Origin of the sequence: Pseudoduganella lutea (genome assembly GCF_004209755.1) — a bacterium.
GTDB lineage: Bacteria > Pseudomonadota > Gammaproteobacteria > Burkholderiales > Burkholderiaceae_D > Rugamonas > Rugamonas lutea.
The window spans coordinates 4,779,412-4,793,922 of the sequence record NZ_CP035913.1 but is presented as its reverse complement, the minus strand read 5'-3'; the positions used below and the strand labels follow the sequence as shown (position 1 = coordinate 4,793,922).

The following is a 14,511-nucleotide window of genomic DNA, read 5'->3' as shown; positions in this document are numbered from 1 at the left end:
TTCAGCGGATGTGCAGGATTGCGTTGGCTTCGCGGATGGGCATCGGGTCGCCGGGTGCTTTTTGCAAGGCATGATCCCTTCACGCACAAGCGCAAATCTATCGATGAAGTCAAGTCCGGTGAAAATTTTACGGCCCGAATGCTGGAGCCCCAGGAGCCAGTATCGAAAGGCCTCATGTTAACACCCATCGGGGTCGCTAGTTTATCCGCGATGATTGCGAGAACTTAGGAAATGTCTTATCAAAATAAGTATTGATTTTTCTGCTTGTGCAAACGTATCGGGAGTCAATTTGAAATCGATTCGTATACCTGCGAAATTTCCCGATTCAACTACGTAATCGGCACTGGTACCGGCCGGAGTTCTCTTAAGCATACCACCGAGATAGTGCTCCATTTCTGCCGCCGCGCCGGCTTCATCAGGAGCAAATGTATTTCGGTCAAGGTCAATCACATTCAAACGATGCTGAAGCAAGGTTGACTGGGTCTCGGGCTACGATCGTGGCCGGTCCATCTTCTTTCTTTCTAAATGCGGGCGGTACTTGTTCCACACTATTTGCCCTTACAGGTTACGGGGATGATTTCAAAGACATGATTCCCTTGCCAGTCAGGGCCTGTGCCAATTCATCCGAATAATCAAAATATCCTCTTGAGTTAACCTCCTTCTCAGAAATAATTTGATTCAATAGTCCAGATGTCATGTTCTTGAATCCCTGAATGGATAGATTTGTTTCGGCAGAGCACTCTAAAGTGTAGGCATCACAAATTTCGCCATCAGGTATTCCGAACAATACGAAAGTCACACCAGATTTATCATCCTTTGCAACGAAAGCAGGGACTTCTTCAAAACGCCCTGTTTCTTCCCGTTCGAATATTATTCCGCCTAGGACTTCTCCCAGCTTCTCCGCCGTTTCATCGAGCGGCATTGCACTTGAAATTTCCACTTCAGCTAGTATGTTTTTCATAAACCTCATCCATTATTGTCCAGGTGTCAAGAAGTAGTATTGAGAACCCGTTTTCTTCGCCATTTCAGCCGTGCTGTAGACCCGGAATGTCGGGATTTCTGTCTTCATCCCGCCAAGTACGGAGCTGCGCTGCATAGCAGTTCCAAATTCATTGAAGGTAGTTTTCAATGATGCGTCCAGCTTAGTAATGTCCTTGAAAAAGGTTTTTTTCGAAAACTGAGCGGCCAAATCATCGCTCACGACAAAGAAATCAGCGTCGTAGCCTTGCGGCCCCGTGTACGGCTTGCCATCTTTCGTGGCGACATTGCCATCAAATGCAACGCGTTCGCCGTGGACGCCACGCTTTGTATCATTCTTCAACCCATCCACAAGACTTCCCCTAAAGCCAACGCGTGCATTTGGGTCGAGTCGTAATATTTCCTTAAGCGACGGCTGGGCCGCATCACCGATTGTTTGGACGATCTGAGCGCGGGAAGCATCTCCTCGCACTACCAAAGCATCCTCGAATGACAGTGCGGGCCTGTTTGCCCCCGCAGCCTTGACCTCCTTGCTGCCATTCGCGCCAGACGCACCATGCCTACTCTTTGGCGGTACTTCCTCCATCGCCATTGCAACCGAATTATTCGGCCGACTCTGCAACTGCGGATGAGCCAGCAGTCTCCCCTCATTCTTCACCGCCCAATTCGCAAACTTCGCCCCTAGCTGTCGGCTCTGCCGGGCCATCTGCGCCAGCGATGCAGTAGTCCCTCCACCTCGCGTGAGATACGCCACCACCGCAGTCAGGATTGCGGTGACGAGAATGACATGGCCCTGCCCCATGTGCCACGCACCGGCGGAGATGCTGCCGGAGGACAGAGCGGCACTATTTCCGAAATCGCTCTTGTTATCAGGCACGGTGCCCCACGCTTCGCGAAAGCCACGCACGTAATGCTCCATCGCGGCTGGAAACATGGTACCGAGGCCTACGACCAATTCTTTCAGTCCCAGCAGTGTCAGCACCCAGATACCGACCTGCGAACCGGCTGCGCCACCAACCACGGCACCCGGTATGGCGCCGGCACCAAAAGCCAGGCTGCCGATCGCACCGCCGACGACGGCACCAGTAACGACAGCGCCGCCATAATACAGCGCGATTTCCTTGCATGCGGCAAGCAGGATGTCCCAGACATCGTCAAGACCGATACCGGACAGCTGTTGCATCGCTAGCCGTTTCGCCATCGACCCGGATTGGTCGAGTGCCTGCCGTACTCGCTCGACCCGGGCGACGCTGGCCACCAGTTCGTTGCCATAGTTAGCGAAGGTTTGTTCGCCGGGCCGGCCCATGGTGTCATAGATGCGGCCGGCGGCAGCGCCGGCGCCTGTACTCAGCCATTGTTCGACCCGCTCCAGTTCCCGCCAGAAGTGTACTTCTTCTTTATTGTTCAGTGCCAAGCCCTGCTCCTCGATTATTCGCGTCAGCTGACCATGAGAGTGCAATAGCGGCCCGTTAGCGCTGAGCCGAGGTACTTATCATAAAAATAATAACATCATGATCGCAATTAGGGCAGAGCCTGGATGCGTTTTGCATGCATCGATATCGGCAGCCAGCGCCTCCTGTCAGGAACAAGTACTTCATCATTTGCATTCCTGTTTACCCGCGGTCGCACGGGCAGGACTACAATTCCTCGTCAGTCAACACAAGCGACCTGCTGATGACATCGATCCCTTTCTACGAGAAACATGCGGCCCGATTGGCGGCCCAGTACGAGTCATTGAATTTCAACGAGGTACATGCCAGCTTGCTGGACCTGCTTCCACCGCCGGGAGGAATGGTGCTCGACGTGGGCACTGGCTCCGGCCGCGATGCCGCGTGGTTCGCGGCGAACGGATATGAGGTCGTTGCCGTCGATCCTTCGGACGCCATGCTCGCGCAGGCGCTGGAACTGCATCCGTCCGACAGGATCCGCTGGCTGTCCGACAGCCTGCCGGACCTCGTCAAAGTGCCACGGCTGAATCTGCGGTTCGACCTTATCTTGCTGTCCGCTGTGTGGATGCACATTCCGCCGGCGGACCGCCAGCGCTCATTGCGCAAGCTGGCCACGCTGCTCGCCCCCAACGGCCGCATCGCGATCAGCCTCAGGCTCGGCGCGCCCGACATGGAGCGGGCGATGCACGAGGTGTCGCTGCAGGAGTTATCGGCACTTGCCCAGCAATTCGGGTTGCGCATCGTGCGCGCCACCGACAGCGCGGACAAACTGGGCCGCGTCGAGGTCCCGTGGACGAACGTCGTGCTGGGGCTTCCCGACGACGGTCTCGGCGCCCTGCCCCTGTTGCGCCACCTGATCCTGATGGACGAGAAGGCGTCCACGTACAAGATCGCGCTGCTGCGCGTGATCGCCCGGATCGCCGACACCGCTGCGGGTCTCGCCCGTCATGAAGCGGAATCGGTGGTGGTGCCCTTGGGTCTTGTTTCGCTGTTCTGGCTGCGCATGTATAAGCCGCTGATCGAAAGCGGGCTGCCGCAGATGCCGGCATCGCGGCTGGGCACGGGCCCGGGCTTCACGACGGACAATTTTCATGCCCTGCGCCCCATCGCGGCGGTCGAACTACGCACAGGCTCGCGGTTCACGGGAGACCTGGCGTGGCACCTGCATCGGAGCCTGTCCGAAATCTCGCAAATCATTCGCGACATGCCGGCGAAATACCTGCGCTGGCCCTCTGGCGGCAATCCGATTTTCGACATCGTCCGGCGCCGCCAGGCTTCCACGCCGCCAGAACTGGTGATCGACGAAGCGTTCCTGTGGAGCTTTGGCGACTTTCGCGTGCCGCTGGAGATCTGGCAGGCCCTGAGCCACTACAACGTGTGGATCGAGCCTGTGCTGGTGGCCGAATGGGTGCGGTTGATCGAAGGCTATTCCGCCAACCGCCAGCCGGACGTGCGCATGCTGGCGCATCGGCTGCTCGCCTGGGCGGATCCGGTCCGCGATACCGGCTTTGCCCGGGCCGCGGTCGACCGCCTGCGCGCGGCGGGCAAGCCGGTGTATTGTGTGTGGTCGGGTGCGCGCCTGAACGGCGCATACGATGTCGACCACTGTTTTCCGTTCGCAGCGTGGCCTTGCGGCGATGCATGGAACCTCATGCCCGCCGCACGCCAGATCAATATCCAGAAATCCAACCGGCTCGTCACACAGGGGGCCCTGGACAAGGCCAGCGAGCGGATCGTCGACTGGTGGTCCAATGCGTTCCTCGATCAGGGCGACGAACCAACTCGATACTTCTTTCTCGAAGCCGCGCAGACCTTGCCACTGCTAGTTGATAACCCGGGCACTACGGATGTGATCGATGCGATGAAGCTGCATCGGGTCAGGCTGGGTCGGGACCAGGGGTTATGCGATTGGGAGCTAGTTGCAGCGGCAGGAATGCAGCGGACCGCTGCCAGGACCAAATAATCGTGGACCCGGGCCCACGAGAATCAATTCCCACACGACACGTCTGGGGATGCAATCTGTTTCCAGTTTGTTCAGTAGAGGCCTGACGACCGGATCACCCAGCCTCGTGCGGCGCGTTTGACCAATATGATTCTAGAAATTCGCATGCTTCATCAGAGAATTATGCTCGATTAGATCGGCCCAAGTGATGGGAATACATCTTAACGCAGGCTATTTACAGCAAACCACACTGACGCCGATTTTTTCAGCGCCATTGCGAATGCCGTAGACAGAGGCCGATCACACCAAGAAGCTCGCCAGCCCGCCAACCAGCCACGCAACGCACGCAAAGCCGTAATATCCAAGCATTCGCCCCAGTGCGCGCAAGCGCCGGCCACGCGCATTGCTACGAATTATATAGAAGGGAATGGCAAACATTGAAAACACAACAACAGCTACGTTCATCAAGAACGTGCGCTTGAATCCCTGGTGGTCACTGTCTGCACGGTACCAATAGAAAATTGCCACGCTATTGAACAGTGCGGAGCCGACACTCCACCATAAAGGTTGAGGAATGTCGCGTGAGATTAGAATTCCGTTTACCAGCCCTTGCAATGCAAACCATACAAGCAGAAGTATCTGTAACTTCGATTTCATGACTACCTTCTGCATCGTCCGATTTCTCTGAAATTTCAGCACTCATTCAGACGTGAGTTGCATGTCCTAAATGAGGAATAGATATCATAATACAACAACTATTACCTCAGTAACAATAAAATAGTTCTGTGACTAGAGAGATGTACCAGAGTATGTGTGCGAGAACCCGCTGCGACGTGGAAGAGCACAAGAATTCCAGCCAGACGATCAATTGGCGTTGTAAACGACAAAGGCCACTCCAAAGAGTGGCCCCTATCGTTAATTCTTTCTGGTCGGGGCGAGAGGATTCGAACCTCCGACCCCTTGCACCCCATGCAAGTACGCTACCAGGCTGCGCTACGCCCCGACGAGAGCCCGGATTATAGCAGAGGGATTTGAGTTTTTGCCATGTCATTTTGCACAAGAGCAGGCTTGCCCATCGGCAGTGATTGCCGGCACCGCGCGAGCATGGAGAACGCTAGAATCCGGAGATGATCTCTACCCTGCCCGACGCCACCCAACTCGACCGCGCCGCCGATCTGGTGCGGCAAGCCGACGGCTTGCTGATCGCCGCCGGCGCCGGCATGGGCGTCGATTCCGGCCTGCCCGACTTCCGGGGCAACGAAGGCTTCTGGCGCGCCTACCCTGCCCTTGGCGCAGCGCGCATCGCGTTCACGACCGCCGCGTCCCCGTCGTCGTTCCAGCAGAATCCAGTGCTGGCCTGGGGCTTCTACGGCCACCGCCTGCATCTCTACCGGGACACGGTCCCGCACGCAGGTTTTCATTTGCTGAAAAGCTGGGGAGAGCGCATGCCGCATGGCTGCCATGTCTTTACCAGCAACGTCGACGGCCAGTTCCAGAAAGCCGGCTTCGACGCGAACCAGGTCTACGAGTGCCACGGCTCGATCCATCACCTGCAATGCCTTGAGCCCTGCGGCGATACGATCTGGGAAGCGGAAGCGTTCAAGCCCGAGGTAGACGAGCAGGCGTGCAAGCTGATGAACGACCCGCCCCACTGCCCCCGTTGCGGCGGCATGGCGCGGCCAAACATCCTGATGTTCGGCGACTGGGGGTGGATCGAGCACCGCAGTGCGCGGCAGGCGGCGCGGCTGGAGCGCTGGCTGGACAAGGTCGAGCGGCCCCTCGTCATCGAGCTGGGGGCCGGCACGGCGGTGCCATCGGTGCGGCACTTCAGCCAGCAGGTGATACAGCGCGGCGGGCGGCTCGTGCGGATCAATCCACGCGAGCAGGAGGTGCCGACAAGGCAGGATGTGGGACTGGCGGCCGGCGCGCTCGACGGCCTGCAGGCCATCGCCGCGCGCCTGAGGCTTTAAACGAAGCGGACAGCGATGTCGCTCAGGCCATCCACATGGCCAACGAGCGTCTGCCCGCGCTGCACCGCGCCCACGCCTTCGGGCGTGCCGGTGAAAATCAGGTCGCCGGGCTGCAGGGTGAAATAGGTGGACAGGTTGGCAATCGTTTCGGCGATCGACCAGATCATTTCGTTGATGTGGCCGGACTGCTTCGTGGCGCCATCGATCTGCAGCGTGATGGCCGCGTTGTCGATGCCGGCCACGGTGTCGGCAGGGTGCAGCGTGCCGACCGGCGCGGAAAAATCGAACGCCTTGCCGATCTCCCATGGGCGGCCGGCGTCCTTCATCCTGTTTTGCAGGTCGCGGCGCGTCATGTCGAAGCCGACCGCGTAACCGAAGATGTGCGATGCCGCGTCCGCGACGGCGATGTCGGCGCCGCCTTTGCCGATGGCGACGACCAGTTCGCACTCATGGTGGAAATTGTTCGTCTGCGGCGGGAACGGCAGTTCGGCCGTGCTGCCCGGCGCCACCGCCACCACGGCGTTCGCGTCACCCGGCTTGGTGAAGAAGAACGGCGGTTCGCGGCTCGGGTCCGAACCCATTTCGCGGGCGTGGCCGGCGTAGTTGCGGCCCACGCAGTAGACGCGGCGGACGGGGAAACGGGCGTCGGTGCCGGCGATGGCCAGCGCTGCAGTTTCGTGCGGCGGGAAGATAAAGTCGGTCATGAATTCCTTCGGTTGAATGTCAGCTGAACAGCAGGGCACGCAGCGCCAGGCGGAACGACTCGGTCAGCATGTCCGGGTCCATGTCCGGATTGTGCACGGCGCGCACGGGCAGGCCCTGGAACATCGTGATCATAACGTTCATCCGCGCATCGAGCAGGGCGTCGTCGACGGACAGGCCATGCCTGGCCCGCCCGGTCTTCAGGATCGTGCGAAGCAGGATGCGCGTGCGGCGGTCGGCGTCGCGCGCCACCGCGGCGATCTTCGGGTTGCGCGATGCTTCGGCCGTGATTTCCAGCGGCAGGATCCACGTTTCCGGTTTTAGATCGTCGCGCACGGCGCGCGGCACTTCGTCCAGCAGCGCCTGCAGCGGGTCGTCGGTCAGCTCGAAGCCGCGAATCAGTGCCGACACGCGCTCCACGTTTTCCTCGACGAACGCGGCAATGATCGCGTCCTTGCTGTCGAAGTAGTTATAGATATGGCCGGCACTCATGCCAGCGGCCTTCGAGATCTCGGCCATGCTGGCGCCATGGAAGCCGCTGCGGCCGAAGCAGGCGGCCGCAGCGTCAAGCACCTGGCGGCGCCGATGGCGCGCCTTTTCCGGGTCATGATGGCGTTTTTCGGTATTGCTCATACTGCCTTTCAGGGGCGCTGGCGGCTAGGCTGCTGGCTTGCGGCCCCGGTTTGTCAAACGGATCGCCCGTGCGCGCGCACGGATGCTATCATTTTCTACGACCGCTACTTGCGCAAGGATGACCATGTCAACCAGGACTTCCCGCACGATCGAAATGCGGCCGGCGGAAGCCGCCGACCAGGCCTTCATGGAACTGCTGTTTGCCAGCACCCGCACCGCCGACCAGCGCATGGGGGCCTGCGATGCCCGCGCTGAGGCGATGCTGATGGCCCTGCAGTGCCGTGCGCGGCAAACCCAGCAGCACGCGCTCTACCCTTATGCGGACGCCGCCGTCATTGTCGAACGCGAGCGGCCCATCGGCGCCCTCCACGTCAACTACGGTTCCGACGAAATCCGCATCCTCGACATCAGCCTGCTGCCCGAATGCCGCGGCCGTGGTATCGGCCTGGGGCTCTTGCGCAGCCTGCAGGCGCAGGGTGTGCGCATGCGCGTGCCAGTGCGGCTCGATGTGCTGCCCGGTACCCGCGCGCAACGGTTGTTCCAGCGCTGCGGGTTCACGCTCAACGGGGCAAACGGCTTGTATCTCTGCATGGAGTGGATGCCGCCGTTGTTGACTTGACGTTGGTGGTCAGCTGGATTGACTGCTCAGCCGATGTGGTCGTCGGCTGGGAAAACCGGTCTCTGACACCTTTTCCGGGTGATGCATCCGGAAAAAGTGTCAGACACCAGTTGAGTGCCGTTGGGTTGAATAACGCCAACGGCTCGCCGGCTGTTACTGCCAGCCGCCACCAAGGACCTTGTACAAGGTCACCTGGTTCGACGCTTTCGCCAGCCGCGCGCTGATGTAGGTCTGCTGGGCAGCATACAGATTGCGCTGCGACACCAGTGCGTTCAGGTACGACTCGGCGCCCTTCTGGTAACGCTGCTCGTGGATCCGGTAGCTTTTCTCGGAAGCTTCCACCAGCGCCGCCTGCGATGCCACGCGCTCGTCGAGCGTGCCCCGCTGGGCCAGTGCATCGGACACTTCGCGGAACGCCGACTGGATCGACTTTTCATACTGCGCCACGGCGATGTCGCGGTTGGTCCGGGCCAGGTCCAGGTTGGCCTGATTGCGGCCGCCCGCGAAGATCGGCAGGTTCAGCTGGGGCATGAACGACCACGTGCCGGCACCCGCCTTGAACAGGTTCGACAGGTCGGAACTGGCCGCGCCGGCCGATGCCGTCAGCGAAATGCTCGGGAAGAACGCGGCCCGGGCAACGCCGATGTTGGCGTTCTGCGCCTGCAGCGAACGCTCGGCGGACAGCACGTCCGGCCGGCGCTGCAGCACTTCGGACGGCACGCCTTCCGGCAGTTCGGCCAGTTGCGTCACCGATTGCAGTTCGCCTTGCGGCAGCAGCTCGGCAGGCACCGGGGCGCCGGCCAGCAGCGCCAGCGCGTTCTGGTCCGCCGCCACCTGGGCGGTATAGACGGCCATGTCGCTGCGGGCCGTTTCCACGCTGGTCTGCGCTTCGTACATGTCCAGGCCCGACGTGGCACCCGCCTCGAAGCGACGCTTGCTGAGCTCATACGAGATCTGCTGGCTCTTCAGCGTGTCCTGCGCCAGGCGCAGGCGTTCCTGGTCAGCCGCCAGGGTCAGCCAGGCGTTGGCCACTTCGGCCACCAGGCTGATCTGCTGCGAACGGCGCGCCTCTTCGGTGCCCAGGTATTGCTGCAACGCCGCTTCGGACAGGTTTTTGACCCGGCCGAAGAAATCCAGCTCGAAGGCCGGGATACCGAGGCCCGCCGTGTACTGGCGCGTGATGTAGCCGTCGCCGGTGGCCGACAGGTTGTCCGGAATGCGCTGGGCCGTCTGGCCCACGGAAGCGTTCAGGCCCGGCACGCGGTCGGCGCGCTGCACGCCATACTGGGCGCGCGCGGCTTCGATATTCAGGATCGACACACGCAGGTCGCGGTTGTTCGCCAGCGCCAGCTCGACGAGCTTTTCCAGCTGCTCGTCGGCGATGAATTCGCGCCATTGCACGTCGTAGGCCTGCTTCGCATTCGGCGAGGCGGCCGTCGACTGGTACGCGTCGCCCTGCGGCCATGCCGGCGTCACCGGCGCCGCGGGGCGCTCGTACACGGGCGCCAGGCTGCAGCCGGCCAGCAGTGCCGTCACGGCCAGGGTAATCAAGGTCTTGGTCATGTTTCTACTCACTTTCATACGGTGGTGCCGGCGGCCGGCTGCGCGGTCTTCGCATCTTTCGACGCGAACATGCTGCGCACCAGCACGAAGAACACGGGCACGAAGAAGATGCCGAGGAACGTTGCCGACAGCATCCCGCCCAGCACGCCCACGCCGATGGCGTTCTGGCTGCCGGAGCCGGCGCCGCTCGCCAGGGCCAGCGGCAGCACGCCCAGGCCGAAGGCGATCGACGTCATCAGGATCGGGCGCAGGCGCAGCTTCACGGCTTCGAGCGTGGCTTCACGCACATGCATGCCGCCTTCCTGCAGTTCCTTGGCGAATTCCACGATCAGGATCGCGTTCTTCGCCGCCAGGCCGACAACCGTCAGCAGCCCGACCTGGAAGTACACGTCGTTCGCCAGGCCAAAGCCCCACGTGGCAAGCACGGTACCGATGATACCCAGCGGGATCACCAGCAGCACCGAGAACGGCACCGACCAGCTTTCATACAGCGCGGCCAGGCACAGGAACACGATGAGGATCGAGATCGTGTACAGCATCGGCGTCTGCGAACCGGATTCGCGTTCTTCCACCGACAGGCCGGTCCACTCGTAGCCGATGCCCGGCGGCAGTTGCGCGATCATCTTTTCCACTTCGGCCATGGCCGCGCCGGAGCTCACGCCCGGCGCCGGGCTGCCCTGGATATTCACGGACGACAGGCCGTTGTAGCGCTCCAGGCGCGGCGATGCGTAGATCCACTCGCCACTGGCGAACGCGGAGAACGGCACCATCTCGCCGGCGTTGTTGCGCACGAACCATTTGTTCAGGTCTTCCGGCACCATGCGCGAATCCGGCTGGCCCTGCATGAACACCTTCTTCACGCGGCCGCGGTCGACGAAGTCGTTCACGTACGACGAGCCCCAGCCCACGGACAGCACGCGGTTCACGTCGGCCACCGCCAGGCCCAGGGCCGTGGCTTTCTGCTGGTCGATCGTCACCTTGTACTGCGGCGTATCTTCCTGACCGTTCGGGCGCACGCCCACGAGCGCCTTGTTCTGCGCGGCCATGCCGAGCAGCTGGTTGCGCGCGCCCATCAGCGCATTGTGGCCCACGCCGCCCACGTCCTGCAGCTGCAGGTCGAAGCCGGATGCATTACCCAGCTCGATCACGGCCGGCGGTGCGAACGAGAACACCATCGAATCGCGCAGTTGCATCAGCGCGCCCATGGCGCGGCCGGCGATCGCGCTGACGCGGTTTTCCTTGCCCGAACGCTCCGACCAGTCCTTCATGCGCACGAACGCGATACCGGTGTTCTGGCCATTGCCGCCGAACGAGAAGCCGGCCACCGCGAACACGGAAGCGACGTTGGCCTTCTCCTGGTTCATGAAGTAGTCCTCGACCTTTTCGATCGTCTTCAGCGTGCGTTCCTGCGTGGCGCCGGTTGGCAGCTGGATCTGCGTGAACAGCACGCCCTGGTCTTCTTCCGGCAGGAAGGAGGTCGGCAGGCGCATGAACACCACGGCCAGCACGGCCAGCAGTACCGCGTAGATGATCATCGACGGTGCGCGGCGGCGGATCATGCCGGCCACCACGCCCTGGTATTTATCGGTGCTCTTTTCGAACGTGCGGTTGAACCAGCCGAAGAAGCCGCGGTTGGTCAGATGGTGGCCCTTCTCCACCGGCTTCAGGAACGTGGCGCACAGCGCCGGCGTGAAGATCATTGCCACGAGCACGGACAGCACCATGGCCGACACGATCGTGATCGAGAACTGGCGGTAGATCACGCCCGTGGAACCGCCGAAGAATGCCATCGGCACGAACACGGCGGACAGCACCATCGCGATACCGACCAGCGCGCCGGAGATCTGGCCCATCGATTTCTTCGTTGCCTCTTTTGGCGACAAGCCTTCTTCCGTCATCACGCGCTCGACGTTTTCCACCACCACGATCGCATCGTCGACCAGCAGGCCGATGGCGAGGACCATGGCGAACATCGTCAGCGTGTTGATCGAGTAGCCCAACGCCGACAGCACGGCGAAGGTACCCAGCAGCACGACCGGCACCGCCATCGTCGGGATCAGCGTGGCGCGGAAATTCTGCAGGAACAGGTACATCACGAGGAACACCAGCACGATGGCCTCGGCCAGCGTCTTGACCACTTCCTCGATCGACAGTTCGACGAATGGCGTGGTGTCGAACGCCACCACGGCTTTCATCCCTTTCGGGAACAGCTTGCTCATCTCCTCGACCTTGGCTTTTACTGCCTCGGCGGTATCGAGCGCGTTGGCGCCGGTGGCCAGCTTCAGGGCGATACCCGTGGCGGCCTTGCCGTTGAAGCGCGCCACGGTGGCGTAGTTCTCGCGGCCCAGTTCCATCTTCGCCACGTCGCGCAGGTGCACGGTGGCGCCGTTGGTCTGCGTCTTCAGCAGGATCGCGCCGAACTGTTCGGCCGTCTGCAGGCGGCTCTGCGCCGTGACGGTGGCGTTCAGCTGCTGGCCCGGCACGGCGGGCGCGCCGCCCAGTTCACCGGCCGAGACTTCGGCGTTCTGCGCCTGCACGGCCGTGATCACGTCGGCCGGCGTCAATTGATAGCTGGTCAGCTTGGTCGGGTCGAGCCAGATGCGCATCGCATACTGGGAACCGAACAGCGTGACGTCGCCCACGCCCTGCACGCGCGACAGCGGATCGAGCACGTTGGCCGCCACGTAGTCGCCCAGGTCGGCCTGGTTCATGGAGCCGTCTTCGGACACGAAGCCCAGCACCAGCAGGAAATTCTTGGTGGCCTTCGATACCACGAGGCCCTGCTGCGTCACGGCGGTGGGCAGCAGCGGCGTGGCCAGCTGCAGCTTGTTCTGCACCTGCACCTGGGCGATGTCCGGGTTGGTGCCGCTCTTGAACGTCAGCGTGATGCTGATGCCGCCCGTTGAATCGGACGAGGAGCTCATGTAGCGCAACCCGTCGATCCCCTTCATCTTCTGTTCGATGACCTGGGTGACGGCATCTTCCACGGTTTTCGCGGAAGCGCCCGGATACGAACCGGAGATCGAGATCGAAGGCGGCGCGATGCTCGGGTACTGCGCGATCGGCAGGCCCCAGATCGCCAGGGCGCCCCCGAGCATGATGACGATGGCGATCACCCACGCGAAGATGGGGCGATCGATGAAAAATCTTGCCATTGAATTGACTCCTGCTTGCTTAGTGGGCCGCGGCGGCCGGCTTGGCGGCGGCGGTGCTGGCCGCGGCCGGGGTGGCTGCCGCCACGACAGCGGGTGCGCCCGGCTTCACCTTCTGGATGCCTTCGACGATCACGCGGTCGCCGGCGGCCAGGCCCGATTTCACCAGCCACTTGTCGCCGCTGGTGCCGGTGGTGGCGATCACGCGCTGCTCGACGATGCCCTGCTGGTTCAGCACCAGCGCCGTGGCTTCGCCTTTCTGGTTGCGGGTCACGCCCTGCTGCGGCACGGCGATCGCCTGCTCGTTTACGCCGTTTTCAACGATGGCGCGCACGAACATGCCCGGCAGCAGGTCATGTTTCGGGTTCGGGAACAGCGCGCGCAGCGTCACGTTGCCGGTGCCCGGGTCCACGGCCACGTCGGCGAATTGCAGCTTGCCTTCCTGCGCGTAGGTGGAACCGTCGGCCAGCTTCAGCGTGACCTTGCCGGCGGATTTCGTCACGCCGCCGCTGTCGAGCGATTTCTTCAGGCGCAGCAGTTCTTCGCTGGATTGCGTGACGTCGACATAGATCGGGTCGAGCTGCTGCACGGTCGTCATCGCCGTTTCCTGGTTGGCTGTCACCAGTGCGCCCGCAGTTACGTTCGAACGGCTGATGCGGCCCGAAATCGGTGCTTCCACTGTCGTATAGCCGACGTTGATACGCGCGGTCTGCAGCTGCGCCCTGGCCGACTCCACATCGGCACGGGCCTGCGCTTCGGCAGCCACCGCGTCATCGTAATCCTGGCGGCTGACACCTTCGATTTCCACCAGCTCCTTGTAGCGCTTCACTTTCGGGCCGGCCGTCAGCAGGTTCGCTTCAGCGCGCGTCAGCGCAGCCTTGGCGGCACTGAGCGTGGCCTGGTAGGTCGCTGCGTCGATCTGGTACAGCGGCGTGCCGGCCTTCACGTCGGCCCCTTCCGTAAATAGGCGCTTCTTGACGATACCGGCCACCTGCGGGCGCACTTCGGCGATCTGGAACGCGGACGTGCGGCCCGGCAGTTCGGTCACCACGGCCAGCGCCTGCGGCTGCACCGTGTACACAGCCACCTGCGGCGGCGGCATCTTGCCGCCCGGCGCGCCGGCCTGCTGCTTCTTGTCGGAATCGCAGCCGGCGGTCAGCGCCGCCGCGCATGCGAGGAAAAGGATGCCGGCCGAACGCAGCGGCGGGCGGGAGAGCGTGTGTGCCATACCTGGTCTTTCTGATTTGTTGGGGCGTTGCGCGATAGAATGAACGATCATTCTAATACAAGTTAGGAAGCTACGCATTAACTGACTTTAGAGTCATCTGCAAGAGAGAGCGCTATCATCTGCCATAGTAACTGAAGTTACCCTATGGAACCGTTGCAAAAACCTTGGGGACAGTCCCTCCGGGAGGGACTGTCCCGGTGTTGTATTACGACCAGCCCAGCCGTAATGGCCAATAAAAAAGCCTCCCGGCCGATGGCGGGGAGGCTTTGCCAATGG

The 14,511-nt window shown here is 61.8% G+C and carries 12 protein-coding genes and 1 tRNA gene; 3 read left to right on the top strand and 10 right to left on the bottom strand.

The window, feature by feature from the left end; genetic code table 11:
- Positions 1-201 precede the first annotated feature (201 nt).
- The 3 genes from EWM63_RS20430 to EWM63_RS20420 form a co-directional block, all read right to left on the bottom strand.
- Entirely contained in the window at positions 202-450 is a 249-nt protein-coding gene (locus EWM63_RS20430) for a hypothetical protein (protein ID WP_130188179.1), read from the bottom strand.
- Between the two features lie 115 nt (positions 451-565).
- Positions 566-961: a hypothetical protein gene (locus tag EWM63_RS20425; protein WP_130188178.1), complete on the bottom strand. Its 396-nt coding sequence runs from the start codon at positions 959-961 to the stop codon at positions 566-568.
- Positions 962-973: 12 nt separating this feature from the next.
- Positions 974-2,392, bottom strand: coding sequence for a DUF6861 domain-containing protein (locus EWM63_RS20420; RefSeq protein WP_130188177.1), 1,419 nt, complete (start codon positions 2,390-2,392; stop codon positions 974-976).
- A gap of 260 nt (positions 2,393-2,652) precedes the next feature.
- Between EWM63_RS20420 and EWM63_RS20415 the strand changes: the two genes are divergently transcribed.
- The gene (locus tag EWM63_RS20415; protein ID WP_165390874.1) at positions 2,653-4,389 is read left to right on the top strand and encodes a class I SAM-dependent methyltransferase; all 1,737 of its coding nucleotides are present in this window, start codon (positions 2,653-2,655) and stop codon (positions 4,387-4,389) included.
- Positions 4,390-4,668: 279 nt separating this feature from the next.
- Here the strand turns inward: EWM63_RS20415 and EWM63_RS20410 are convergent, their stop codons facing one another.
- Together EWM63_RS20410 and EWM63_RS20405 are read right to left on the bottom strand one after the other, a co-directional pair.
- Positions 4,669-5,025 carry a hypothetical protein gene (locus EWM63_RS20410; protein WP_130188175.1) on the bottom strand — a complete coding sequence of 119 codons (357 nt, stop codon included), beginning with the start codon at positions 5,023-5,025 and terminating at the stop codon, positions 4,669-4,671.
- 269 nt (positions 5,026-5,294) lie between these two features.
- Positions 5,295-5,371: transfer RNA gene (locus EWM63_RS20405), tRNA-Pro, on the bottom strand.
- 124 nt (positions 5,372-5,495) lie between these two features.
- Here EWM63_RS20405 and EWM63_RS20400 point away from each other — a divergent pair.
- Positions 5,496-6,338 carry an SIR2 family NAD-dependent protein deacylase gene (locus EWM63_RS20400; RefSeq protein ID WP_130188174.1) on the top strand — a complete coding sequence of 281 codons (843 nt, stop codon included), beginning with the start codon at positions 5,496-5,498 and terminating at the stop codon, positions 6,336-6,338.
- On the opposite strand, the gene EWM63_RS20395 is transcribed toward EWM63_RS20400, so the two are convergent.
- Positions 6,335-7,042, bottom strand: a complete 708-nt coding sequence (locus EWM63_RS20395) for a fumarylacetoacetate hydrolase family protein (protein ID WP_130188173.1) — start codon at positions 7,040-7,042, stop codon at positions 6,335-6,337. The two genes, EWM63_RS20400 and EWM63_RS20395, sit on opposite strands and share 4 nt — an antisense overlap.
- Positions 7,043-7,061: 19 nt before the next feature.
- A complete protein-coding gene (locus EWM63_RS20390; protein ID WP_130188172.1) occupies positions 7,062-7,673 on the bottom strand; it encodes a TetR/AcrR family transcriptional regulator in 612 nt (203 codons plus the stop codon).
- 118 nt (positions 7,674-7,791) lie between these two features.
- Here EWM63_RS20390 and EWM63_RS20385 point away from each other — a divergent pair, with 118 nt between their 5' ends.
- Positions 7,792-8,292 carry a GNAT family N-acetyltransferase gene (locus EWM63_RS20385; protein WP_165390873.1) on the top strand — a complete coding sequence of 167 codons (501 nt, stop codon included), beginning with the start codon at positions 7,792-7,794 and terminating at the stop codon, positions 8,290-8,292.
- Positions 8,293-8,445: 153 nt separating this feature from the next.
- Here the strand turns inward: EWM63_RS20385 and EWM63_RS20380 are convergent, their stop codons facing one another.
- Genes EWM63_RS20380 through EWM63_RS20370 form a run of 3 tightly spaced genes read right to left on the bottom strand, consistent with a single transcriptional unit; the run spans position 8,446 to position 14,235 of the window.
- Complete coding sequence (locus EWM63_RS20380; RefSeq protein ID WP_130188170.1) at positions 8,446-9,855, bottom strand: efflux transporter outer membrane subunit; 1,410 nt, start codon at positions 9,853-9,855, stop codon at positions 8,446-8,448.
- 14 nt (positions 9,856-9,869) lie between these two features.
- Complete coding sequence (locus tag EWM63_RS20375) at positions 9,870-13,010, bottom strand: efflux RND transporter permease subunit (protein ID WP_130188169.1); 3,141 nt, start codon at positions 13,008-13,010, stop codon at positions 9,870-9,872.
- A 19-nt stretch (positions 13,011-13,029) separates the two neighbouring features.
- A complete protein-coding gene (locus tag EWM63_RS20370) occupies positions 13,030-14,235 on the bottom strand; it encodes an efflux RND transporter periplasmic adaptor subunit (protein ID WP_130188168.1) in 1,206 nt (401 codons plus the stop codon).
- Positions 14,236-14,511 lie beyond the last annotated feature (276 nt).